This window comes from Negadavirga shengliensis, assembly GCF_042652345.1.
Lineage (GTDB): Bacteria > Bacteroidota > Bacteroidia > Cytophagales > Cyclobacteriaceae > Negadavirga > Negadavirga shengliensis.
The window spans coordinates 472,789-497,545 of the sequence record NZ_JBHSJJ010000003.1; the positions used below are offsets into that span (position 1 = coordinate 472,789).

Consider the following 24,757-nt stretch of genomic DNA (forward strand, 5'->3'; position numbering starts at 1 on the left):
TCTTAATTATGTTTTTTCATTTCCTTATAGGAACCGTCACTATCGTCTGTTTATCCGTTGACCTCCCATCTCCCCAAATATCCGCTCAAATTGGTTCTGTAACCGGCTGGCCTCCTCGGGATACCCTTTTTCCTTCAACACCGGGATAAAGTACCGGAGCATTTCTACGGAAATACTGGCTTCCCTGTCAATAGACCTTCCGGTCCGGTTATAGAAATCCAACATTTCCAAGGCTCTATTGGACATTTTTTCTATGACATCCAGTGCTTTTTCATCCAGGCCCAGCTCGAACAAGAGTGGGACGGACTGGCCGCTGGCCAAATCATAAGAAATGGCCTCATTGGGAAATTTTTCCAGACTCAGAAGCTGAATATCCCTGGCTTTATCCATTTCGTCTTCATCCATTAAGCCTATGGTAATGCTGTTCAATACGCTTCTGTGATTGGAAGTGAATCTTCTGTATTCGTCGTCAAAATAATTGTCTGGATTATCCATGCCCCGGAAGGCAAAATTTTCCATCACATTGGTATAAGCTACTTCCGTATTTACCAACTCATCCTGGTTATCCGGTTTTTGGATAGGCAGCAGCCGATAGGTAAGCCCTTCCATCACCACATGGTCACTCATATCAAAGCCGATGGTGGCCAATGAGGTATTGTTAAAGTAAATGGGTCTTTCCCAATTATTGGTAGCAATCAAGTCCAGAAGCATAAGGGTTCCTTTCGTGACATAATTGCCTTTTAAACGGATGTTCAATCTGGGGATTTTCAGGTCCTCAAAAGCTTCCGGTACCACCCCAAGCTCATTCACCTTTTCGGCATCTACATCCAAAGAAAGGTTTCTTGAGGGGACCATATTGATGGTGCCCGTTCTGCCGGAACTCAGTTTCAGCAAATCGCTCCCGCTTTTCAATAGTTTCAAATAATCTCTTAACGCAAGGCTTTCCAGCCCCCTTTCGGTAATGTAAAGTACGTCGTTGGTCCCTTTTTTGAAATTGTCGTAATCAAGGGTAAAGTCCAGGGCGGGGGAGTCGTTTACAGGCCTTGTCATCTGTTTTACGTACCAATCCGTATCAAAGTAACTCAGAACGATCACCCGTACATCTGTCCGGAATCCTTCCACTTCCTGCACATACCAAAGAGGGAAAGTATCATTGTCCCCCCCGGTAAACAGGATGGCATTGGGAGCGCAGGAGGCCAGAAAATTCCTGGCAGAATCCACGGAGAAATACCGTCCTCCCCGATCATGATCATCCCAGTTCTGGATCGCCATGATAGCCGGTATGGGAAAGGCAATGAGGGTGGCCACGAGTCCCGCAGTAGCCAGGTTCTTGTTGATTTTTCCGATCTGGTGTGCCAAGGCCAGGACTCCAAAGCCTATCCATATGGCAAATGCATAAAAAGAACCTACATAGATGTAATCCCTTTCCCGCGGTTCGACCGGAGGCGAATTGAGGTAGAGTACCAGTACCACACCCATCATCAGAAAGAGCATCATCGTCAGCCAAAAAGATTTCACATCATATTTGGCTTGGAAAAACATGCCGATAAGCCCTAAAATCAAGGGCAGCATAAAATAGTTATTGTGAGCCTTGTTGTTTTTTATATATTCAGGAAACTCCGTGCTTATCGTAGTCCACAGACTCATGAAAGGCGCGTCGCTGAAATCACTTTCCCTTCCGGAGAAATTCCACATAAAATACCGCCAATACATGTGGCCCAGCTGGTGGTCAAACATAAAATACAGGTTGTCTGCAAAGGTGGGTTCCTCACCTTCCCTTAGCCCCAATTTGGAACGGTAGATCTGTTTATGTCTTTCCTGGGTGGAATATATTCTCGGAAAAATGGTCGTTCTGTTGGGATCGTATTCATTGACCAATTGGTAATCTACAATTTCATATTTTTCTTTTCCCTTCGCATATACGGGCGCGCCTTCAGTTTGGTCTACGATTTCTGCGGTGAAATATTGACCGTGGAACAACGGACGATAGCCGTATTGTTCCCTCTTTAAGTAGCTTACAAAACTGATGATGTCTTTCGGATCATTTTCGTTGATGACGGTATCTGCGTTTGCCCTGATGACGATGAGTGCATAAGACCCATAACCGATAAGGATAAAGGTGAGGCAAATGAGAACCGTGTTGAGGATGACTTTTCGGTGATTGATGGAATGACGGATGGCGGCTATCAATCCCCCGATAAACAAGATGACAAAAACGATGATTCCTGATCCAAAGGGTAATCCCAGGCTGTTCACAAAGAAAATTTCCATGGAACCGGCGACACTGGGCAAACCGGGAATAACAATGTTGTTGATGATAACTAACGCCACTCCCCCCAATAGAAAAGCGATGATGCCCCCTTTCAAGTTGGGGTTTTTGTATTTTTTAAAATATACTACCAAAGCCAAAGCCGGAAGTGTTACCAGGTTCAACAGGTGAACCCCGATGGAGAGTCCAACCAAGTAGGCGATGAACACCATGTATTTGTTTTCTGCTTTGGGATCTTCTATGACATCCCATTTCAAGAAAGCCCAAATGACGATGGCCGTAAAGAAGGATGACATGGCATAAACTTCTGCTTCTACTGCTGAAAACCAAAAGCTGTCAGAGAAAGCATACGCCAAAGCGCCTGTGATACCGGCCCCCATGATGGAGATGGTCTGTCCTTTACTTTCCTCCCCTATCTTGATTTGGAAAAGTTTTCTTGACAGCAAGGTAATGGTCCAAAATAAAAAGAGGATGGTCAGGCCGGAAAATAAAGCGCTGCCAATGTTCATCCAATAGGCTATCTGGAGAACATCCCCGAATGCCATAAAACTGAACATCCGGTAGACCAATAAAAAAAAGGGAGCGCCTGGTGGATGGGGCACCTGAAGTTTATAAGCCACGGCTATGAATTCCCCTGGGTCCCAAAAGCTCGCTGTTTCTTCTACCGTAAATACATATGTAAGGAAAGAAACAAAAAAAACTACCCAACCGGTTAGGTTGTTGACCCTTGCGTAATTTACCATGGCATTCAAATATTTTTGAAAAGCGAAAATAAAAAATTATTCAGGAATAATCGGTTATTTAACAGAATTTAAAATCCTCATTACAGGGATGAAGTCCGATTAAGCCCGATCAACGGGTGGCCCCGGATTTGGGAAGCGTAAAAAAAAATAATTTTTAGCAATTAATTTTTTTATTTTCTGTTTTTTAAGATGTTAATACATGTAATATGAGTAATTTAAAATATGTTTTATTGATTTATATTTCTTTTGTAGGTTATTATTCTGAAAAATAGTTTAAATTTTAACTCAAATTTTATGTATTTTAAATACAAAAAAATGGGTTTTAAAAAATACTTTTATATATTTACAGCGAGTTAGTGCTTATTAAGATACATATTTTTAGTTATGAAAAACCATTTCGTTAAATTATTTAGAGTAGGAATAGTCGGCACAGGCGGAATAGGAAGGGGTTTGGCCAAACTCATCGTGAGAAGACCAGACATGGTTATTTCCAAGATATTGACCCGCAGAAAGGGAGTTATAGAGGATTTGGGAGTGGATCGGGAATATTTGACCCATGAGCCGGAGCGGGTTATGGAATCTTCCGATGTCATTGTGGTAAGCACCGGGGACCCTGTTTATTCCACCAAGATCATTGATATGGCCTTCACCTTTGGTGTGCCGGTGGTGACAATGGATGCCGATACCCAAGTGGTCTCAGGTTCTTGGTTGTCTAAACGTGGGGTGATCACGGAAGCCAATGGAGATCAGCCCGGATGTTTGGCCGCGCTGAACAAAGAGGTTTTGCAGATGGGTTTTAAGCCACTTGTATATGGCAATATCAAGGGTTTTTTAAACAGATCCCCTTCACTGGAGGACATGCTTTATTGGGCCCAAAAACAGGGATACAGCCTTAGCTCTGTAACCTCTTTTACAGACGGCACAAAACTGCAGATCGAACAGGCGATGGTCGCCAATGGGTTGGGAGTGGATATTGCAAGGCAAGGGTTAATAGGATATGAGACCAATGATTTTGAGAAAGGGGCTTTTGCCTTGGGTGAAGAGGCCCGAAGGAGAGGAAAAGTGCTGAGTGATTATATCATTTCTAAAGAAGCACCTCCCGGTGTTTTCATTACCGCGACCCACCAGGAGGACCTGGCGCCCGAACTCATGACCTACAAGCTGGGTAAGGGACCGTTTTACTTGCTGTATAAACCCATGCACCTTTGTTTTTTTGAAATACCCAATAGCATCCTAAACTTGTTATGCAACGGTGAAATCCTATTGGATAATGGGGATTTTCCTACAGTGAGTGTAGCGGCGATAGCCAAAAAAAGACTGGTGGCCGGTTCCCGGATCGTTAAGGGTATCGGCGGTATGGAAGTAAGGGGTGAGGCGGTAAAAATCGAAGAGGCCGCTTACCATGTTCCGATTGGGCTTCTGAATGAAGTACATATAAAAAGGGATATTGAACCGGGGCAAGTGGTAACTTTTGACGATGTAGATGTCCCTGACTCACTGGCATTGACTGCATGGATGCAAACCCTTGAAGAAAGCGAGGCCGCACCGAAAGCGGTGGTCAAAAGGTAAGCTGTTATTTTTTAATCTTATTGCTGTTTTCAGGTCCATTATCCAGGTTTCCGAGAGGTGAACCTGGTTTAATGGATCTGATTTTTTTTTTGAGCAACTTTATTGTTGAAATACCGTTTCTTTTTGATCGTTAAATAAATATAACAACGTATAAGGTTAGCGGATAAAAAACGGACCGGTTTCAGAATTAATTATTGTTTTTTTTTGTTGCTGATTGTTGATAATGAAAAATACAGGAAAAAAGGTTTTGCACCGAGGTGCGGTTAAAATAATGGTTTTCAGTTATTTTCTAATGATTGTAGGGATTGCTATGGGCTTTCCGGCTAATGCCCAAATGTCAGAATCCCCCATCACCAACATAGGCGAGTCTTCCCAATACCTGTTGTTGGACAAAGGGCTGCAGTTTCGGATCACCGAGGCGGTCAACAGCATGTACAATTTTGATTTCCAAACCGCAGAGAGGGGATTTGAGGTAATGCGTTATACTTATCCGGACCATCCCCTGCCTTATTTTTTGATGGGACTGAGCCAGTGGTGGAAAATCGCTGTAGATACCGAAAACAAAAAATATGATGAGGCTTTTCTGAGGTATACGGACATCTCGATAGAAAAAGCGAAAAAAATTATTGACAGGGAGGAGGATAATAAAGAAGCGGCTTTCTTTTTGTCGGCTGCTTATGGTTTTCAGGGAAGGCTTTACAGTGAAAGGCAAAATTGGACCAAAGCTGCTTTTGCCGGTAAAAACGCATTGAAATACCTTGAACTCAGCAAAGGAGAGGAAGAGCTCAACCCTGAGCTGTTGCTGGGGGACGCCTTGTTCAATTATTTTTCGGTGTGGATTCCAAAGAATTATCCGCTTTTGAAGCCGATCATGATGCTCTTCCCAAAAGGGGACAAAGACCTTGGTTTGAAGCAGCTTGAGGAGGTGGCAGAAAATGCGTTTTACGCGAGGGTTGAAGCCCAGTATTTCTTATTCAGGCTCTATGCTTCAGAAGAGAAAAACCCCTTTAAGGCCCTCAGCATCACTTCCTATCTACATGAAAAATACCCTAACAACCCTTATTTTCACCGGTTTTATGCAAGGCAGCTGTATGCCGTTGGCCGGGGAGTGGATGCCATGCAGGTTTCCTTGGAGATTTTAAGGAGGATCGATGAAAAATGGTTTGGATACGAGGCCAATAGTGGCCGCTACGCCGCTTTTTTTGTAGGGCAACATTTTGAAAAAATGGGGCAGTTGGACCAAGCGAAAAAATATTACTTGAGAACGATTGCTTTTGGTGAAGAATCAGAAACCCAGGAAAGCGGGTATTACCTGTATTCACTTATCCAACTGGGTAAAATCTCCTTTGAAGAAAAAGACAGGAAAAGCGCCCGGAACTATTTTGACCAGGTGAAAAAATACGCCAAGCGGAAACATCCGGCGCATAAGGAAGCCAGGGACTTTGTCAAAAAGAATAAACTTTAGAATAGATTAAGCGTTTAAGTGATTGTAAAATCAGCAGGAAATTTGAATTTTTCTAAGATATATACAACGGTTGACGTAATTATTTTAATTATTTAGACAATTTTGTAACAATATTTTGTCCACTGCAACGTTTTTTTCGTAAATATCTTTAAAATAAATTTAAATTGGATTAACTTTGCACAACATATAATTCGGTAAATTCTTTATAATATGGATAATAACATAAAAGTAAAATTTGACAAAATAGACCGTAAAATTTTAGAAATTCTTCAGGCCAATGCAAAAATCACCAATGCTCAGCTATCTAAAGACATAGGTCTATCCCCCGCGCCAACCCTAGAAAGAGTAAAAAAGCTGGAACAGTCCGGTATCATCAAAAGTTACCATGCTAAATTGGACCCGGAAAAAATCGGTCTTGGGGTAAGTACTTTCGTGTTGGTAGGCCTTATTGGGCATAACAAATCTAACATTGATGCTTTCATGAAAGAGATAAACCAGATCCCTGAAGTCATAGAATGTCATCATATCACGGGTACCGGAGATTTTATCCTGAAAATTATTTCAAAAGATATCACTTCCTATCAAAAGCTGATGCTGGAAAAGGTAAGTGAGATCAAGGAAGTGGATTCCATGCAATCCATGGTTATTCTTTCTACTTTCAAAGACAGTAAAGTATTGCCAATACCCGCATAAATAATATTAAAAACCAAATTTTATCAAGGGTGGCTCAAAGTCACCTTTTTTTTTTGCAATGGAAAATCCTTGGAAAAAACTCTCGGAAAAAATCGTATATGATAACCCATGGATCCGGGTGGCAGAACATCAGGTAATCACACCCAACAATACGGAAGGAATCTATGGTGTCGTCTCCTTCAAAAACAAAGCCATCGGTATCGTACCTTTGGATAAGGCCATGAATACCTGGTTGGTGGGACAGTACCGGTATACTTTGGAGGAATATACCTGGGAAATCCCCATGGGAGGAGGGCCTATCCTGGAAGACGTGCTTGAAAGTGCAAAAAGAGAATTGAAAGAAGAGACTGGGATGTCTGCGGCACGCTGGACCAACATCATGAGGATACATACCTCCAACTCAGTGACTGATGAGGAGGGGTTTGTCTTCCTGGCAGAGCAGCTTACGGAAGGGGAACCGCAATTTGATGATACTGAAGACCTCAAAATACGTAAGGTTCCATTTCAAAAGGCGATTGAAATGGTCTTATCCGGAGAAATCACAGATGCCATCAGTATTGCAGCATTGTTGAAAACACAGTTGGTTATACAACAAAGAGGGTGAGCCAACTATCGGGAAACCCCGGGGCATTGAAGGTCAGTTTTCGTAGGGATTATTAGGTCGATAATGAAGTTTTTAAGCGGATTCAAAAACAATTTTGGGATTACATTCCGGCTGGCGTACCCTGTTATGTTGAGCCAGCTGGGCCAGGTGATGGTAGGTGTGGCGGACAACATCATGGTAGGCAGGTTAGGTGCGGAGCCGCTGGCAGCGGCCTCATTGGCCAACAGCATCTTTTTTCTGATTCTGATGTTTGGAATCGGGATATCTATGGCCATTACCCCCATGGTAGCCGCGGCAGACGGGGAAGGGAAGAAGAACAGAATAGGCAGATTGCTAAGCCACGGTTTTGTGATCAACGCCGTCGCTTCAGTCCTTCTTTTTTTGGTCATTGTCCTGCTCTCTCCGGGCTTGGCTTTTCTTGACCAGCCGGGAGAGGTGGTGGTGCTGGCGACTCCTTATCTGTTGATCATTACCTTTTCCCTGGTTCCTTTTATGTTTTTCCAAACATTCAAGCAATTTACGGAGGGTCTGTCCCAGACGAAACAGGCCATGTACATCACGGTAGTCTGTAACTTACTGAATATAGGATTGAACTGGCTGCTGATCTACGGGAACTGGGGATTTCCGGAATTGGGCCTTAACGGAGCTGGCTGGGCCACGCTCATCTCCAGGGTTTTGATGGCGATCGCTATCTACGTGTATGTCAATGGATCAGCCCGTTATCGCAAATATGTCGCGGTCTTTCAGGTTAAAAACCTAAGTTGGCCTCTGATATCAAAGATGTTGCGGATAGGTATCCCTACCGGAATGCAGTTTGTTTTTGAAGTAGGGGCATTCAGTGCAGCAGCCATTATGATGGGTTGGATAGGGGTTAATGCACTGGCTTCCCATCAAATAGCCATCAATCTCGCTTCTATCAGTTACATGATGGCATCGGGGCTCTCTGCTGCGGCCATGGTCCGGGTCGGTAATCAGTTGGGCCGAAGGGATATTGGCATGTTGAGGCAGGTGGGCTTTTCGATTTTCGGCATGGTAGTGGCTTTCATGATGTTCTTTGCCGTTATATTCATTGTGTGGAGAAATTACCTCCCCATACTGTACATCAACGATACAGAGGTGGTAGAGATGGCGGCGAGTTTGCTTGTCATAGCGGGATTATTCCAGCTTTCGGATGGGGTGCAGGTGGTAGGATTGGGTGCATTGCGGGGATTGTCAGATGTCAAAGTGCCCACCTTCGTCACCATGGTGGCTTATTGGGTAGTCGGATTGCCCTTGGGCTATGTGTTGGCATTCTGGCTGGATCTGGAAGCATTGGGAGTTTGGATCGGACTTTTGATCGGTCTCACCCTGACCGCCGTTATGTTGTTGCTCCGGTTTCATTCTCTCAGTTTAAAGTTACTGGTAAAATATAAAGATAAGACAGCGGATCAATTGACAAATACCGAACAGTTTTTATAAGTTATGGAGAAAAAATCTTTATACATCATCACTGGAACAAGCAAGGGATTAGGAAAGGCCTTGCTGAATGTCTTACTGGATACGCCTCATACCTCAATCATCGGAATATCCAGAACGCAAATGGAATCCCACGCCAATTATACCCATCATTCTATTGATTTGGCCGATACAGCCGCACTTATCCAGGAATTGGATACCGTGTTTCCCAAAGGGGATTACCGTAAGGTGGTCTTGATCAACAATGCCGGATGGATAGGAGAAATTGCCCACAATGGAAGGCTGGCCCCGGAATCCTTACAAGCAATCTATCAAATTAATGTGACAGCACCTGCCATTCTTATGAATGCCTTTATGCAGCGGTACGATGGATTGGAAGGAGACAAATTGGTGGTCAACATCAGCTCCGGGGCTGCGGCCAAAGTGATAGACGGCTGGTCGGGCTATTGTGCTTCTAAGGCTGCCCTGAACCAGATGACACAAGTAGCTCAGCATGAATCCGATATAGCGGATAGGGGATTCCGCCTCTACGCCCTTTCACCGGGGATCATTGATACCTCTATGCAAGAGGATATCCGGTCATCATCCGAAGAAAATTTTAGCAACTTATCCCGATTCAGAGGGTTTAAAGAAAAGAATGAGCTAAGCGCACCCAATGAGATCGCCGAAAAAGTGCTGTATCTGATTGAGCATCACCGGGACTTCCGGGAGGTTTTGCAGGATGTAAGGAATTTCTAATCCTCTTTATTTTTGGGATAATCAAAAAACCATTCTTCAGCATTCTCCCGACCGATTGATGCCCAGGAATTTACGGCAAACCGGAATCCAAATTGGCCGCTTGTAGGTAGATTGAAAATATCACCCCCCAGTGTTTCTATCAAATCATTAAACCCCGGATTATGGCCAAATATAAAAAGCGTATTGATATGGTCCGGCATGACCCGTATTTGTTTTAAAATGGCATTGGCTGAGGCAAGGTATAGTTCTCTGCTGGTTTCGATTCGGGAGGTTTCATAACCGATCTCTTTTGCCATGATTTTGGCAGTTTCAAAAGCCCTCACAGCGTTTGAACTCAGAATATGGTCCGGGAAAATTCCTTTTTTCTTTAACCTCTTCGCCATTTTGGGGGCATCTCTGAGCCCTCGGGCTGCTAAAGGCCTACGCTGGTCACTCAGTAGCGGATTGTCCCACGCTGATTTGGCATGTCTGCATATCAATAATCTTTTCATCTCCTTGGGCCTATAAAACCTCAACATCGGAGGCATGTCCGGCGGTTAACTTATAAACACAATATAAAAAAAATCTGCATATATGAGAAGCATATAAACTCCCTTTATTATTTTGATATGAAAACCATGGAGACAGATCAAATTCCATATATTTGCCAAGATACCATACAACTAAAATATGATTCGGACGATTGTTTTCTCTCTACTTTTTGGGATGATCCTATTGAGTTCCTGTAAAAATGAGGAACCATTTGTTTACAAAACCGGCGATGATTGGCCCGTATATTTAGGCGCTAAAAGCAGCGCTCAATATTCCTCTTTATCCCAAATCAATACAGAAAATGTCAGCAACCTGGAGGTGGCCTGGATATTCCGGTCTGGAGACCTTACCGGAAAGAAAGGAACCCAGATACAATGTAACCCGCTTGTAGTCAATGGTGTATTGTACGGTTCCACACCTACTTTGAAGACATTTGCTTTGAATGCGGCCACAGGCAAAAAAATATGGGAGTTTGATCCACACGCGTTCTTTGAAATCGGAGTGAGTGTGAACCGTGGGGTCACTTTCTGGGAGGAGAATGGCGATAAGCGGATATTGTATTCAGCGGGTCCTTACCTTTTTGCCCTTGATGCCGAAACCGGTGAGTTGGTGGATACATTTGGCCAAAACGGGTCAGTTTCCTTAAAGGAAGGGCTAGGGGACTGGGCACAGGACCTGCATGTGATATCCTCAACACCCGGGATCATTTATAAAGACAAGATCATTATAGGGACGAGGGTTTCCGAAAACAATGATGCCGCTCCGGGCTACATTAGAGCGTTTAACGTAAGATCCGGGAAGGTGGATTGGATATTTCATACCATTCCAAAACCGGGGGAATATGGCCATGAGACCTGGCCGGAGGATGCTTATCTCCGTTCGGGAGGAGCCAACAGCTGGGCGGGCATGAGCCTGGATGAGGGGCGGGGTATGGTTTTTGTTCCCACGGGATCGGCTTCATTTGACTTTTGGGGAGGAAACCGGCTGGGAGAGAACCTTTTTGCCAATTCGGTGATTGCTTTGAATGCGGAAACAGGTGAGCGGATATGGCACTATCAAACCGTAAGGCATGATCTGTGGGACAGGGACTTGCCTGCACCGCCCAACCTGGTGACTGTTCAAAGAAACGGTAAAACCATTGATGCGGTGGCCCAGATAACAAAAACCGGGAGGGTTTTTTTGTTTGACCGGGATACAGGGGACCCCTTGTTCCCCATTGAAGAACTGGAAATCCCCGAGTCCGACCTGTATGGTGAGCGGACATGGCCCACGCAGCCTTTGCCCACCAGTCCTCCTCCTTTTTCCAGGCAGGTTTTTACCGAGGAGGTGATTACCGACATTTCCCCGGAGGCCCATGCCTATGTAAAGGAAAAAATCCAGGGCCTGAAATACGGGCATATGTTTATGCCGCCCAGTACAGAAGGCACGGTGATTTACCCCGGATTTGATGGCGGGGGCGAATGGGGAGGTGCGGCGTTTGATGCCACCAGTGGTTACCTGTATGTGAATGCCAATGAGATGGCTTGGATACTCACCATGGTGCCGATTATGGAGGAGATGGGCAAAGACGCTGCACCCGGAAAGTCAGCCTATATCACCCATTGTGCGATGTGCCACGGCCCGGATTTAAAAGGAGATCCTTCCGGGGCCTATCCCCCACTTGTCGGCGTATTGGACAGATTTTCAGAAAAAGAGGTCATGGAAACCATCCAAAAAGGAAAAGGGAGAATGCCTGGTTTTCAGCATTTGAATGAGCAAACCCGCCATGCCATAGTCGGTTATATCAGGAACAGCGATGAACCGGCAGATGCCCATGAAATGGGGCTGGAATCCAACAGGGGTGCGGTGCCCTACACCATCACCGGTTATAACCGGTTTTTTGATCAAGAAGGCTATCCGGCAGTCAAACCTCCCTGGGGGACCTTAAATGCCATTGACCTGAGCAAGGGGAAAATCGTGTGGTCTGTGCCTTTGGGGGAATTTGAGGAATTGACGAAGAGAGGGATTCCGCAGACCGGCACGGAAAATTATGGGGGGCCGGTGGTGACAGACGGCGGATTGGTTTTTATAGGCGCATCCCAGGATGAATACTTCAGGGCATTTGATAAAAAAACAGGGAAAGAACTATGGAAGCATAAACTGCCCGCGGGAGGTTATGCTACACCATCAGTCTATGCCGTCAATGGCAAACAATACGTGGTAATAGCGGCAGGAGGAGGTAAAATGGGCACTCCTTCGGGAGATTATTATGTGGCATTTACCTTGAAGGAATAATAGAGGGAGAGCTTTTGCCAAGATTTCCTACCAATCAGTTAAGACAGGTTGCTGTCAAGATTGAGATAAATAAAACCAACTCCGGCACAATGGTTTTCCCATCAGCATGCAGCGATTGATCCGTTTTCTGAGAACATTGCATAGTCAACTTGTCGTTGATGCGGTTACCATGTCGTCTACAAGGATGACCATTATGATCTACTCCTTTTGATGGATCTATTTCTCCAGTAATGTTCCTTTAGGTGATTTGGGCTGGAAAGGCTCATAATCGTAAGTTTCCGGCAATACCTTTATGCCCGTAGTCACCTTCATCGGCGAACCTCCGCCGTAGGTAAGTTCTACAAAATGCCCTTTCCATCCTGTCTCCGGCGTGGTGATAGGAATGGAGTAGCTATTACCGTTGGCCGAGATGGGAATGTCCACGGATGTCCAGCCTGGCCCTAAAACATCGATTCTAAAATCCCTCGCTGATTCATTGTGGGCCTCCCAGAGTTTTATGCCGACGGGAGGGTTTTCGGGATCGACCTTTATTTCGATACGGTTTTCCTTTATTTCCCAACTGTATTCAGGTCTTTTTTCATTATTCAAAATCCTATTGTAGAAACCCAATAAAACCTGCATGGCATCAGAGCCGTCCAGCGAATGGCCTGTATTGGGAATATAAGCGAGATGCTTTTCTCCCTTGAGGTCATCCCAGTAAAACTTCCAGCTATCGGGCAGGAAAAACTGATCCCCCGAAGCATTGATAAGCAACTTGGGCATATCGGTATAGTGATCCAGATAACTGTAGGGCTCAACGATTTCGAGCAGACGTTGGTATTCCTGAGTATCCATCCAGTCAAATATGCCTTCGTGTTCGTAATCCTTCACCGCGGGAGCCCAAAACCCATACGCCTGCCAATGGTGTTTGAAGGAAGGAACAATATTGAGCAGATCTATAACAATAGGCGCCATGCCCACCACACGGGGGTCCATGGCGGCGGTGGTCCATGTGGTCCAGCCCCTCTTTGAGCCACCCGCCACCACATAGGCTTCAAGGTTCAGCCCCAATTCCTCTTTCGTGTAATCCGTTACGGCATCCATGGCAGACATCACGGCCTTGGTCATGGGAAGACGTGCCAGCCAGACGGCATCCTCGTCTCTGGCCCCATTTTCCATGAATTTACGCCAGCCGTAGGCGATCAACCCATCCTCCGTTCTTCCGGATACTGTATCCCCTTTGAAAGTAAGGGGTTGAAAGGGTATGTTGTGGACTTTTATGGCCGGCGACCGGGTTTTCAATGCAGCTTCCACGAGCATTTTATCCGGGGATTCGGGGAGACCGGAATTCCTGCTTCCTCCCGAGATCATCATCAATGAAGTGGTGTGGGAAAGTTTGTCAGGGAGGACAAAGGATACCCAATGCCACCAAGTGGTCTCATCTACCTCATTTTCAGTTAACCAATTTTGGGAGGTAACCCTGAGAACAAAATATCGATAACCTTTTCCGTCGTGTTGGTGAACCAATTGGTAATCAAAAACCGGATCTCTCGTAGAGACGTAGGTTTCAAGCGGATTGTCGCTTGCCAAAGATCCGGCTTTTCCCCCAGAAGTTTCCTGCTGGCAATGGGGGAAAATAGTCAGGGAAAGGACAGCCCATAAAGACAGTTTCAGGCAACGCAAAAATATCATTCTCATAGATGGATCGGTTTAACCATTCATATTTTTTCAATAAAAGCGTATGGCGCGCAGGAAAATATCCCTGTCCTCGGTGATGCGGTCATTTTGTAGACAAACTCTATTAACTACTGAAAACTTCCTGTATGGACTATTTAATTCAGTAATAAGGGCCTTCTTCCAGAATGACCTGTAAGTGAGGCTTATGTTGTTGAATGGCCGTGATGATGTCTTTTTTTACCGGGGTTCCGAAAAGATATACTTTTTTAAGGTGGGGGAAGTTAAGGAGATGTAAAGCATGCCCGTCTTTCAGCGGAGTGAAAGAAAGGTTGAGTTCTTCGAGGTTGGGCAACTGCTGCAGGTAGGGGAGACCGGAACCATCGATGGCTGTTTTTTGCAAAACCAACCGTTTCAGATTTTCCATTTGCCCCAGGTGATACAGCTCGTCATCGGAGATGTTGGTGGATGCAAGGGATATTCGGGAAAAATAAGAGGAATAAGGAGCTATTTCCAACAATTCCTTGCTTGAAATGGGACTGGGAGGGAACTTCATTTTCATTCCAAAATAATAACCATCCGCTTCCTCGTCCGGTACGATCTGAACATTTATCTTCGTGCCGATTTCTTTTAACTCGACCTTCATCTCTTCAAATGCCTCTTTTTCCAGGGCCAATCTTCGTTGGGTCTTCCTGATGGCGGGCAGTAACTTGTCGATACTGTTTTTGAATTCGATGTCTTCGATGTCCGAGAGCCGTAGTTCCTGCGGGGCACCACTTTCAATCCAGTAGGCAAGAAGGTCAATCTCATCCTTGGTCAGCCCCGGCTTTCCCTCCGGCGGCATCCTGTCCTCATCAGATTCAGGGAGTAAAATCCTGGCCATCAACTCGCTTTTTTCCAGGTCGCCGGGGACAACTGCGGGATTGCCGCTTTCACCGGCCTTTAATATATGGTCATGCGAGATCAAAAGCAGATCCCCTTTGGTTTTGTTTTCATTGTGACAGCTTGCACATTTGGAGTCAATAATGGTGGTCACGACGTCTTCATAGAGCAGCATTTCCTCCACAGGCCTGATTTCAACCGAAGTGCTGCCGGGGAACATGGAAGCCAGCGGCTGGGTCAAATAATCCTGTCCGTGGGTCAATGATCCACCCAGGTGACTGGTGTATCCCAGAGCGCCATTGGTAAAAAGCAAGGCTGTCCAAAAAAACAAACCGGCCTTTTCCGAGACCATTTCCCAATAATAGTAAGCCGCGGTGGTTATCGAAATTCCCGTGCCTGTCAGAAGTCCACCGACGAGGTGGTTTTTCACAAGCTGCCCGGAATATTCTTCAGTAGCATATAAAAGATATCCTGCCACTATGGCGATGAATGTCGTCAAACAGGCCATTCCCAACAAGACCTGGAATATCAAGGAGTGTCTGAAGGGGGGAAGTATACTTCCCAGTAATGCAAACAGGGTGAATATAATGATGAGTACGATAGGGAAATGAAGGACCAGCGGATGAAAACGTCCTATAAGTTCCAAGACGGGTATTTCGGCTTCAAATTCTGAAGGCAAAAACGGAATGGAAGCATAAACCATGAGGAATATCAAAGGGACTATGATCCCTGCTTTTTTCAGATTTGAATGAAGTGCCGTTGCTGTATTTGTATTTGCTTCCTTGATAATTTCCATACTTGTATTATGCCATTGATGAAAGTCAATGGGGTAATGAAATGAATAAATGAAAAATCAGAAATCGGTCAGGCCATGATTTCAGTAAGTGCCCGTGTGCTGTCTGCAAATTTCTCCTGTTCTATGCCCACAGTTTGGAGCCAAGAGGTGTACAGGTTGGCCAAGGGTGTGTTTTCTTCAAATATCAGGTTTTGGCCTGATTTGATCTTGCCTCCGCCATGACCGCCGACTACTATCGGAAGGTCCCTTGGAGAATGGCGATTGCCGTCCCGAAGGCCTGAAGCAAACATGACCATAGAATTGTCCAGCAAAGTGCGGTCGCCTTCTTTGATGGACTTTAATTTGTCTAGGAGATAGCCGTATTGTTCGATATGCCACTTGGTGATGCGGTCATATTCGTCCATCTTTTTGGGATGGTTCATGTGATGGGAAATGGAATGATGAGCGCCGCTAACCCCATCCAAAAAAGAGAAATTTCTATTGCTCACGGAATTGCCGTACATGAAAGTAATCACCCGGCTGGCGTCACTCCACAGGGCCAATGCCATGATATCAAACATCAACCTGGTTTTTTCTGTTACATCCACTCCTGCATACACTTCCACATACTCGTCGATGCTTTGGTTGACACGGATCAATTCTTTCTTGATGTCCGGGGTGATTTTACTGGAAAAGTCCTTGATGTTCGCCTGGTTGTTGATCCGCTTTTCTATAGATCGGATGGACTCTAAGTATTCTTCCAGTTTGTCCTGATCAGAACGACCCAGGTTATTTTTAAGGGACTTGGCATCATCCATCACCGCGTCCAATATGCTCTTTTTGTGTGGGTTTTCCTGTGTGTCGTTCCCCGGTACAAACGGTTTAAACAAGCGGTCAAAAGCCAGCCTTGGATCGATTTCCTTGGAAAGGGGAGTGGTGGCGTTTTTCCAGGAGATACTGCTGGCGTACAGCCTGGTAAAGCCCACATTGATGTCCACGCCTGTAGCGATTCTGTCGAGGCCGTATTCCAAAGAGGGGAACAGCGTATCATTTTTGAAATGATCGGCGATGATCTGATCTACCGAAATGCCTCCGCTGTTGATATTGTCCCCGGCGGTTTTTTGGATTTGCATGCAGGTAAGCAGGTTGGCCGTTTTTGCGTAGTGGCCATCGGCTCCCTGGAATATGGAATGCCTGTTCATCAACTGGCCCAATACCAAAATATCATCCTTCAAATGTTTCAATGGCTCCAATGTGGGCGAGATTTCAAAGTTTCTGCCCAATCCCTGTGGAGTCCATCTGTCAGGGTGGACACCGTTCGGCATAAACATGAACACTGACCGTACAGGAAAGCCGGTGTCACCAAATGTTTTCAGGTTTAAGGGTGAGGCCATTGCTTCCAGAACCGGGAGAGCAATGGCAGCTCCCACGCCTTTAAGCATTTTTCTCCGGGATATTTGCCATTTCTTTTTCATTTCGGCGATATTTTGGGATTAATTGAAGCCATTTCAGTCTTTAAGCAATATAATCATGTTTGTGACATTATCAAATGTTTTTTTGATTGCCAGCTGTTATTCTATTTCATTGACCCTTTTTTGGAAATCACGGATTTTCATTCTGAAAGGATAGCTTTTAACCAACTCAGTAATAAAGGCATCCGGTTCAAAATTGCTGGCGATCAGGTTTTCCGTCAACTCCCTTACTGCCGTCTCATCGGAAAAGGTTGTTCCTCTGCCTACCGCAAAAGACAGGAATTTTAAAGAGAGGTTCCTGGCAAACTTCTCCTTTTCCTCCATAAGAAGGAGTTTCAGATCGGCCGGACCATCAAATTTTTCTCCTGTAGCCAGTACGCCGGTCGGATCAATCGGGATATTGCCGTAATCCTCCCGCCATCGGCCTATCGCGTCGAAATTTTCCAGTCCAAGACCTAAAGGGTCCATCTTTTCATGACAGGATTGGCACGCAGGGTCTGACCGGTGTCTCTCAAGCAGGGCCCTTAATCCCAAATCTTCGTGGAGCTCATCATCTTCCGGCAGTTCTGCCACATCCGGCGGAGGTGGCGGAGGTGAAGTCCCCAAGATCTCTTCCAGTACCCATTTACCTCTTAAAACAGGACTGGTACGGGTAGGCAGAGAGGTAACGGCCAATACACTGCCCATGCCCAACAACCCGCCTCTGGTACCATCGGTGATATTTACCTTCTGAAAATCTTGGCCTTCCACGCCGCTGATACCATAGTAGCTGGCCAGATCTTTATTTAGGAAAGAGTAATCGCTGTTGATCAGATCAAGGAAGTTTTTGCTTTCCGTAAGCACATGGTAGAAATAGGCGGTGGTTTCTTTATACATGGCCTCCCTGATGGCTTCCGTAAACATGGGGAACTTCGCTAAATCAGCCAAGGGGGCATTAGGGTCTTTAAGTTTGTTTATCCCCAGCCACTGGCTGACAAAGGACTCCGCAAATCTCAAAGATTTGGGATCGTCCAACATGCGTCGTACCTGGGCCTCCAACACGCCGTCATCCTGAAGCTTTCCCTCCACGGCCAGTTGGAAAAGTTCATCATCCGGCATACTGGACCAGAGGAAATAGGAAAGCCTGGTGGCCAGTTCAAAATCTTCTATTTTTACAGGGTCAGTCACTTCGGGCTCCTCTTCCATTTTGTACAAAAATGAAGGGGATATCAGTATGGCTTTGAACACTTCAGCCACGCTGGTGTCAAACCGTTCCGGGTTGGGCGCTGAGCTGTTGTCTGCATATATGGTTTGGAAAAGACCGATGAGCTTTTCCTTTTCCCCGGCTTTTATCAATCTTCGGTAGGCTTTGCTGGCAAAAGGAAAAATCACCTTCTCCGCGGCTTTCTCCGGTGGGTTTAAAGGCTTGAAAGTGCTGCTGAAATGAGGCATTAACCAATTCACAAACCTCTGCCAAATATTCATCCGGTATCGGATGGGGACTGCTTCCCGCCACTTGCCCCGGTCGTTGTACAGCTTGTCTACGATTTCTTCCGCTGCATCAAAATACCGCTCCATTTTGAGGGGGGTGAAGAACAATGATCCGCCTTGGTTGTCAAAGCCCGCGCCACCGGAACCTTCGGAGGGAAACCTGTTTTTGGAGTCAAAGGATACGCCTGTAAGGTCAAGGATGGTGTAATGATATTCCGTGTGGCTCAGTCTCCGGATGACCACTTTCCCGGGTGTCTTTTTTTCCAAAGACTTCACCAGGATGCCATTGATCCCTTCGGCCAAGGTATGATAATCTTCCTCGTTAAGGGGAGGTTTGGTATCGGGGGGCATTTCCTTGTTTTTGATCTGGTCTACCACTTTGAGCCATAGCTGACCGTCTTTGATGATCCTGCCTTCCTCCTCATACCTCTCCAGGTTAACCCCTCCTTTTGGATTGCCCACATTATGACAGGTATAGCAATGTTTGCGGAGCACAGGAACAATGTCTTTCACATAGTCCAAGGTTTCCTGGGCTAAGGCAGGTTGCGTACACGTAATGGCGAGTAAAAGACCAATAAGCTTCCTTAGCATTATTCGCTTAGTTTATTTTGGGTATAGAATATTTTCAAGAATGAAATTAATATAAATTATTCTGGAATTCAAATAGAATTTTGATAAATGGAATTTGATCGCAGTAGAAGGAAGCAGAGGACCGGGAGGAAGCTTATTCCTCTAAAAAAGAAGGGTATAGCGTCATGCCACCGTCCACATACAAGGTGGTTCCCGTGATATAGTCCGCGTCATCGGAAGCAAGCCAGACGACGGCTTTGGCAACGTCTTCCGGTTCACCTATCCTGCCATAAGGTATTTTTGCCAGAAGGGCCTTTTTTCTGTTTTCATCTTTCCAGTCGTCTTCATTGATGGGAGTTTTGATGGCGCCGGGGGATATGTTGTTCACCCTGATTTTTTCCGGAGCCAATTCTTGGGCAAGAGACTGCATCAAGGTAAGGAGTCCGCCTTTGCTGGCAGCATAGTTTACCCGGCCTGCCCAGGGGATGGTATCATGTACTGAGCTGATGAAAATGATTTTTCCCTTCGCTTTTGAAAGGGTATTATCCATGCCCTGTTTTATGAATATCCGGGCTGCCTGCTGGGCACAGTAGAAGGCGCCATAAAGGTTGGTGCGGATCACCTGGTCCCACGACTCGGCTTTCATATCCTTGAATGGCTCATCCTGCTGGATTCCGGCGTTATTGATAAGGATGTGGATGTTTCCTAATTCGTCCGTGGTTTTCAAAAAAAGTTGCTCTACTTCTTCTTTCTCGGAGACGTCCCCTTTGATGGTGATGGCTTTTGATCCGTGATTTTGGATCTCTTCTTTGGTCTTATCGGCTCCGACTTCATCCCCATGGTAATTTACCGCAACATTCGCCCCGGCTTTTCCCAGCGCTATAGCTATAGCCTGCCCGATTCCCGAACTGGCGCCTGTGACGATGGCCGTCTGGTTGCGTAATGGTTTGTTTTTTTGGTTTTCCATGGAGGATCACCCACCAAAAACATACCAGTTTTAAAAAATAAAGAAGTGGTACCGCCATGGATACCACCTCTTTATCTATATTATACATTACTGAAAGTTAATTTTGATCCGGATGGATTTTAGTTTTTGTTATTCATGCATCCACTCCCAATGCCTTTGCCATCACTTCACCGATTTCAGCAGGGGATTCGGCCACATAGATGCCGTTTTCCTTCATGATCCTCATCTTGGCACTGGCGGTATCGTCTTTTCCTCCGATGATGGCACCGGCATGGCCCATCCTTCTGCCCGGAGGGGCTGTCTGGCCGGCTATAAACCCAACCACCGGTTTTTTGTTACCGTTTTCTTTGATCCATTTTGCAGCCTCGGCTTCATAATTACCGCCGATTTCTCCGATCATGACGATGGCATCTGTTTCGGGATCTTCCATCAGGAGTTGTACGGCCTCTTTGGTAGAAGTGCCGATGATGGGATCACCGCCGATACCTATGGCGGTGGATACGCCCAGTCCTGCTTTGGAAATCTGGTCCGCGGCTTCGTAAGTAAGTGTTCCTGACTTTGACACCACGCCGACCCTTCCAGGTTTGAACACGAATCCGGGCATAATGCCGACTTTGGCTTCTCCGGGGGTAATCACGCCGGGACAGTTGGGACCGATAAGCGTGGCTCCTTTCTTCTTGACATAAGGTTTGGCTTTCATCATGTCTTTGACAGGAATTCCTTCCGTAATCGTGATGATCACTTTGATGCCGCCATCCGCCGCTTCAAATATGGCATCCGCTGCGAAAGCCGGAGGAACGAATATGATGGTAGTGTCGGCTCCGGTGGTTTTTACCGCGTCTTCGACCGTATTGAAAACAGGCTTGCCAAGATGTGTGCTTCCGCCTTTTCCGGGAGTCACACCCCCTACTATATTAGTTCCGTATTCAATCATTTGCTGGGCATGGAATGAACCCTCATTACCGGTAAACCCCTGCACGATTACTTTAGAATTTTTATTTACCAAAACACTCATAGATCTCTTTTTATAGATTTGCTACAAAAATAGAAGATTAAGGTCGATCACAAAAAGATTTGTTAAACAATATCATTTTAAATTCAGAGTATTGCTATCTTTTTATATTTTTAAGGATTAGAACAAGATATGATGACCCGGATATTATTTTGCATGTTCTTTTTCATCCAACTTTTCGGCGTCGTTGCCCTGGGGCAGACATTTAAGTTGAACAAGCAAATCAGGGGTTTTGGACAGGTTTCGGAAGAAATATATTCCATGGGTCAGGATAATAAGGGCTTTGTTTGGATAACAACCAGTAAAGGTACCAGATATTCCGATGGTATCATGGATTATGTTTTGCCCGATACGATACAGAATGCCCTTTCCGGACCACAGAAAGTATGGATAGATGAAGATGGGCTGGTCTGGCTTTATCATACAGTCGGGGATCCTGTGGTGTATCATTACGACTTTCAATCCTGGCAAATGATGGATTTGAACCTGCCGGATAATTTAAACAAGGATAATTTTAAATCGATTTCTTTTTTTACCTTGGGCGAAGGCCAGGAAAAAGATATTTATCTCATATTAAACAATACCGCGGTAAAATATTCCCAGGACAAAGACCCTGAACTTCACCCGACCGAAGAACTCGGCAGCTTTCATTCTTTTTTCAAAAAAGAAGGAGAACCCTTTTTGTTTTTTTTTGATACCGGGGTCTATTCTTTCGATGCGAACGGGTTTACCTTTCGGGAGCATCCAGTTACTGACTTGGGGGAAACCATTGTAAAGGCAGTTTACGCTGAGGATCAGGGAAAATACTATTTTCTGACCAAGGGCAGTGTATATACAGGGGAAGACATTTTTGATATGGAAAAACTGTTTTACACAGATTTTTCTGTTCCCGTTTATAGTGGAAAAGACTATTGTGACATTTGGGTTCGAAATGAACAGGTTTACTTTTTTTACAATTCCCCATTGTATAAGTATAATGCCGTGACCCGAAGAGGCTTCGAAATCCCTGCTTATCAGGATTTGCGGGTCCATCACATCAATGCGGCAATGGTGGACCGGGAAGACACCAAGTGGATAGGCACCTACCGTGGATTAGCCGTTTTGCCCAGTTTGCGGTTTCAGAATTTCGATGAACAGGCCGGACTTGTTGAATCCGATATTTCGGCGATATATAACTATAACAGGAACAAATATGTCGCGGGATACAATGGAGGGATTCAGTTATGGGATGGTATCAGTCCTGCAAAAAATATTCCGTTCAATGCCGAGGGTACGGATAAAAACAAGTTAAACCGGGTACTCAACTTTGCGGAAGACAAGAACGGCAACCTGTGGTTTTCCGCATATCAATCCGGGATTGGCTTCTTGAACACCAGGACAAACCAATATTTTCTTGAGGAATTGCCTGAAGACATTCCGGTAAGCTATGTGTATACGGAAGCGGACAGTCTTTGGGTAGTGGCAGGTGATAAGATATATAGCGGGCCGATTCCCCGGCCCGGAGTTAGACCCATTGTAGGGTTGGATAAGCATATTTTATCCCAGGGTATGAATGCCGGTTTTATCCGAAAAATCGCCAAACTGCAAAATGGCAAATGGTTGGTGTTGGACAACGGCAATAATGATCCCGATAGCACGGTTGAAACCACGGAAAATACCATCAAGATAGAAGGGTATAGCTATTTGGAGAAAAATGACACGCTGTATGTAGGGACTGATGATGGCTTGTTTTACTTGGAAAATGATGAACTGCAACCCGTGATCTTTGAAGCAAATTCTATTAACCAACCTATTTATGCCATATTGGAAGATGGCACGGGAGGTTTGTGGTTTGGTACCGATGCGGGTGTGATTCTGGTCAAGGAAAAGAGGATCAGAAACTTTAATGAAAACAACGGTTTGATCGGAAATGACGTGAGCAGGGGGGCTTTGGTATCTGGAGGAAGCGGTAGGGTAATAATAGGAACTCAAAACGGTGTTTCTGTATACATACCGGAAGAGGATTATGCCAGGCCCATCGCTCCACTCGTAAATGTAGACAAGCTGACCGTTAATTCTGTGGATGAATATTATGTAAATCATAACCTCACCATTCCTTATGCGCTGAACAGCATTGCAATAACCTATAGCGCCGTCAGTTTCTCTTCATTGCCCCAGTTGGTAGTGGAGTATCGTTTGGAAGGTTTTCATAACGACTGGAACCAGATCGAAAACCCGAGAAACAACCAATTGTACTTTAATAATTTGCCCCCGGGAAAATACCGTCTGGCACTAAAAGCCAGTTACAGTGGCCAGTTTGAGTCAGACGTCGCTTATTCCCCGGAGTTTTTTATCGCCAAACCGTTTTATTTGCAACTGTGGTTTATCGTGATCGTGATTATTTTTTTTATTGCGGTGGGGATGATCATCAATATGCTTTTTCTCCAGTTCAAAAACCAGGATATTCTAAAAACCACTCTTGATGAAAAGACATCCGAAATCAGACACAGGGAGGACCAATTCCGGAATGTATGGGACAGTTCACAGGACGGCTTGATGCTTTCGGTACTTGGTGGGAAGGTTATTGCGGCCAACCCCGCTTTGTGCCGAATGGGCAATGTAAAGGAGGAGGATTTAAAAGAGAAAGGCCTGTCTTATCTTTTTTCTGATCCCAAGTTTTATGAAAGCGTCAGGGAAAAGGTCCTTCAAGACACGCTTGAATCCTCGGAGAAAAATGGTTTTACAGGCGAATTGACGGTGCCTTTTAAAACAGGGAAAAAGGAAATTGAGCTTATCGTCAGCCTGATGGAGGCAGATTATGAGGGCAAACCTTTTTTTCTGAATGTATTCAGAGATGTTTCCAGCAAAAAGGCTTACGAACAGGGACTCAAATATGCCAAGGAGAAAGCCGAGGAGGTCAGCAAATTGAAAAGCAGCATCCTTTCTAATATGGGCCATGAAGTCAGAACACCGCTTAACGGGATTTTAGGAAGCACCGAAAACATGATACAGTCCAGGGCAGGTGACAGGGAACTTATAGAGCAGTTGGAGATCATTAAAGAAAGTGGTGAAAGATTGCTGCAGACCATGAACAATATATTGGACCTGTCCAGAATTGAATCCAACCGAATGAACGTGGTCTATGAGGACACCAATATCAAGGATTTTATTTCTAAAATATTGATCCACCATAGATCATTGGCCATAAAAAAAGGTATCTTGGTATCTGTCAGGTTCCTTAACAATTCATTTGTCGCAAAAGTGGACAGAAAGTACCTGGAAATCATCATCAATAACATCGTAGGCAATGCCATCAAATACACTGACAAAGGAATGATTCATATCGTTACTGAAAAGAAAGAGAAGTCACTGTTTTTTCAGGTAAAGGATGAAGGAATAGGGATCAGTGAAGCACACCTTCAACGGTTGTTTCATCCATTTGAACAAGAAAGTAAAGGTTATGACAGGAAATTCGAAGGATCTGGTATTGGATTGGCCATCACCAAACACCTGGTAGAACTCCTTTCCGGCCATATTAAAATAGAAAGCGAAAAAGGAAAAGGCACCGTCGTAACCATCACCTTGCCGCTGGACCCATAAACTGCCCCGATCAAAAACGTTTTGTTAATTTTACTA

Annotated in this window: 16 protein-coding genes; 8 read left to right on the forward strand and 8 right to left on the reverse strand. The window is 45.1% G+C overall.

Annotation, left to right across the window (positions count from 1 at the left end):
• Window positions 1-39: 39 nt before the first annotated feature.
• Window positions 40-3,012, reverse strand: coding sequence for a glycosyltransferase family 117 protein (locus ACFPFU_RS07445; RefSeq protein WP_377063057.1), 2,973 nt, complete (start codon window positions 3,010-3,012; stop codon window positions 40-42).
• A gap of 384 nt (window positions 3,013-3,396) precedes the next feature.
• On the opposite strand from ACFPFU_RS07445, the gene ACFPFU_RS07450 reads away from it, so the two are divergent.
• From ACFPFU_RS07450 to ACFPFU_RS07475, 6 genes are all read left to right on the forward strand, one after another.
• Complete coding sequence (locus ACFPFU_RS07450) at window positions 3,397-4,581, forward strand: NAD(P)-dependent oxidoreductase (RefSeq protein WP_377063059.1); 1,185 nt, start codon at window positions 3,397-3,399, stop codon at window positions 4,579-4,581.
• A 271-nt stretch (window positions 4,582-4,852) separates the two neighbouring features.
• Window positions 4,853-6,046, forward strand: coding sequence for a tetratricopeptide repeat protein (locus ACFPFU_RS07455; RefSeq protein ID WP_377063061.1), 1,194 nt, complete (start codon window positions 4,853-4,855; stop codon window positions 6,044-6,046).
• 210 nt (window positions 6,047-6,256) lie between these two features.
• Window positions 6,257-6,739: an Lrp/AsnC family transcriptional regulator gene (locus ACFPFU_RS07460; protein WP_377063063.1), complete on the forward strand. Its 483-nt coding sequence runs from the start codon at window positions 6,257-6,259 to the stop codon at window positions 6,737-6,739.
• A 58-nt stretch (window positions 6,740-6,797) separates the two neighbouring features.
• Window positions 6,798-7,343 (forward strand): NUDIX domain-containing protein, encoded by a 546-nt coding sequence (locus ACFPFU_RS07465; RefSeq protein ID WP_377063065.1) that lies wholly within the window; start codon window positions 6,798-6,800, stop codon window positions 7,341-7,343.
• 63 nt (window positions 7,344-7,406) lie between these two features.
• A complete protein-coding gene (locus ACFPFU_RS07470) occupies window positions 7,407-8,801 on the forward strand; it encodes an MATE family efflux transporter (RefSeq protein WP_377063067.1) in 1,395 nt (464 codons plus the stop codon).
• 3 nt (window positions 8,802-8,804) lie between these two features.
• The gene (locus ACFPFU_RS07475; RefSeq protein WP_377063069.1) at window positions 8,805-9,536 is read left to right on the forward strand and encodes an SDR family NAD(P)-dependent oxidoreductase; all 732 of its coding nucleotides are present in this window, start codon (window positions 8,805-8,807) and stop codon (window positions 9,534-9,536) included.
• Here ACFPFU_RS07475 and ACFPFU_RS07480 read toward each other — a convergent pair.
• Complete coding sequence (locus ACFPFU_RS07480; protein ID WP_377063071.1) at window positions 9,533-10,027, reverse strand: SixA phosphatase family protein; 495 nt, start codon at window positions 10,025-10,027, stop codon at window positions 9,533-9,535. The genes ACFPFU_RS07475 and ACFPFU_RS07480 overlap by 4 nt on opposite strands.
• 178 nt (window positions 10,028-10,205) lie before the next feature.
• Between ACFPFU_RS07480 and ACFPFU_RS07485 the strand changes: the two genes are divergently transcribed.
• Window positions 10,206-12,341, forward strand: a complete 2,136-nt coding sequence (locus ACFPFU_RS07485; protein ID WP_377063073.1) for a pyrroloquinoline quinone-dependent dehydrogenase — start codon at window positions 10,206-10,208, stop codon at window positions 12,339-12,341.
• Between the two features lie 216 nt (window positions 12,342-12,557).
• Here ACFPFU_RS07485 and ACFPFU_RS07490 read toward each other — a convergent pair whose 3' ends face one another.
• The 6 genes from ACFPFU_RS07490 to sucD form a co-directional block, all read right to left on the reverse strand.
• A complete protein-coding gene (locus ACFPFU_RS07490; RefSeq protein WP_377063075.1) occupies window positions 12,558-14,018 on the reverse strand; it encodes a PhoPQ-activated pathogenicity-related family protein in 1,461 nt (486 codons plus the stop codon).
• Between the two features lie 139 nt (window positions 14,019-14,157).
• Window positions 14,158-15,672, reverse strand: a complete 1,515-nt coding sequence (locus tag ACFPFU_RS07495) for a c-type cytochrome domain-containing protein (RefSeq protein WP_377063077.1) — start codon at window positions 15,670-15,672, stop codon at window positions 14,158-14,160.
• A 68-nt stretch (window positions 15,673-15,740) separates the two neighbouring features.
• Complete coding sequence (locus ACFPFU_RS07500; RefSeq protein ID WP_377063079.1) at window positions 15,741-17,126, reverse strand: DUF1552 domain-containing protein; 1,386 nt, start codon at window positions 17,124-17,126, stop codon at window positions 15,741-15,743.
• A gap of 96 nt (window positions 17,127-17,222) precedes the next feature.
• Window positions 17,223-19,184: a DUF1592 domain-containing protein gene (locus ACFPFU_RS07505; RefSeq protein ID WP_377063081.1), complete on the reverse strand. Its 1,962-nt coding sequence runs from the start codon at window positions 19,182-19,184 to the stop codon at window positions 17,223-17,225.
• Window positions 19,185-19,317: 133 nt separating this feature from the next.
• A complete protein-coding gene (locus tag ACFPFU_RS07510; RefSeq protein WP_377063083.1) occupies window positions 19,318-20,130 on the reverse strand; it encodes a glucose 1-dehydrogenase in 813 nt (270 codons plus the stop codon).
• 133 nt (window positions 20,131-20,263) lie between these two features.
• Window positions 20,264-21,145: a succinate--CoA ligase subunit alpha gene (sucD, locus tag ACFPFU_RS07515; protein WP_377063085.1), complete on the reverse strand. Its 882-nt coding sequence runs from the start codon at window positions 21,143-21,145 to the stop codon at window positions 20,264-20,266.
• A 129-nt stretch (window positions 21,146-21,274) separates the two neighbouring features.
• Here sucD and ACFPFU_RS07520 point away from each other — a divergent pair, with 129 nt between their 5' ends.
• Entirely contained in the window at window positions 21,275-24,721 is a 3,447-nt protein-coding gene (locus tag ACFPFU_RS07520; protein ID WP_377063087.1) for an ATP-binding protein, read from the forward strand.
• The last annotated feature ends 36 nt before the right edge of the window (window positions 24,722-24,757 follow it).

Coding starts and splice junctions, on each gene's coding strand:
- ACFPFU_RS07505 (WP_377063081.1), bottom strand. CDS start 19,184: ATGCTAAGGAAGCTTATTGGTCTTTTACTCGCCATTACGTGTACGCAA.
- ACFPFU_RS07465 (WP_377063065.1), top strand. CDS start 6,798: ATGGAAAATCCTTGGAAAAAACTCTCGGAAAAAATCGTATATGATAAC.
- ACFPFU_RS07510 (WP_377063083.1), bottom strand. CDS start 20,130: ATGGAAAACCAAAAAAACAAACCATTACGCAACCAGACGGCCATCGTC.
- ACFPFU_RS07485 (WP_377063073.1), top strand. CDS start 10,206: ATGATTCGGACGATTGTTTTCTCTCTACTTTTTGGGATGATCCTATTG.
- ACFPFU_RS07480 (WP_377063071.1), bottom strand. CDS start 10,027: ATGAAAAGATTATTGATATGCAGACATGCCAAATCAGCGTGGGACAAT.
- ACFPFU_RS07450 (WP_377063059.1), top strand. CDS start 3,397: ATGAAAAACCATTTCGTTAAATTATTTAGAGTAGGAATAGTCGGCACA.
- ACFPFU_RS07460 (WP_377063063.1), top strand. CDS start 6,257: ATGGATAATAACATAAAAGTAAAATTTGACAAAATAGACCGTAAAATT.
- ACFPFU_RS07520 (WP_377063087.1), top strand. CDS start 21,275: ATGATGACCCGGATATTATTTTGCATGTTCTTTTTCATCCAACTTTTC.
- ACFPFU_RS07470 (WP_377063067.1), top strand. CDS start 7,407: ATGAAGTTTTTAAGCGGATTCAAAAACAATTTTGGGATTACATTCCGG.
- ACFPFU_RS07455 (WP_377063061.1), top strand. CDS start 4,853: ATGGTTTTCAGTTATTTTCTAATGATTGTAGGGATTGCTATGGGCTTT.
- ACFPFU_RS07445 (WP_377063057.1), bottom strand. CDS start 3,012: ATGGTAAATTACGCAAGGGTCAACAACCTAACCGGTTGGGTAGTTTTT.
- ACFPFU_RS07490 (WP_377063075.1), bottom strand. CDS start 14,018: ATGAGAATGATATTTTTGCGTTGCCTGAAACTGTCTTTATGGGCTGTC.
- ACFPFU_RS07495 (WP_377063077.1), bottom strand. CDS start 15,672: ATGGAAATTATCAAGGAAGCAAATACAAATACAGCAACGGCACTTCAT.
- ACFPFU_RS07500 (WP_377063079.1), bottom strand. CDS start 17,126: ATGAAAAAGAAATGGCAAATATCCCGGAGAAAAATGCTTAAAGGCGTG.
- sucD (WP_377063085.1), bottom strand. CDS start 21,145: ATGAGTGTTTTGGTAAATAAAAATTCTAAAGTAATCGTGCAGGGGTTT.
- ACFPFU_RS07475 (WP_377063069.1), top strand. CDS start 8,805: ATGGAGAAAAAATCTTTATACATCATCACTGGAACAAGCAAGGGATTA.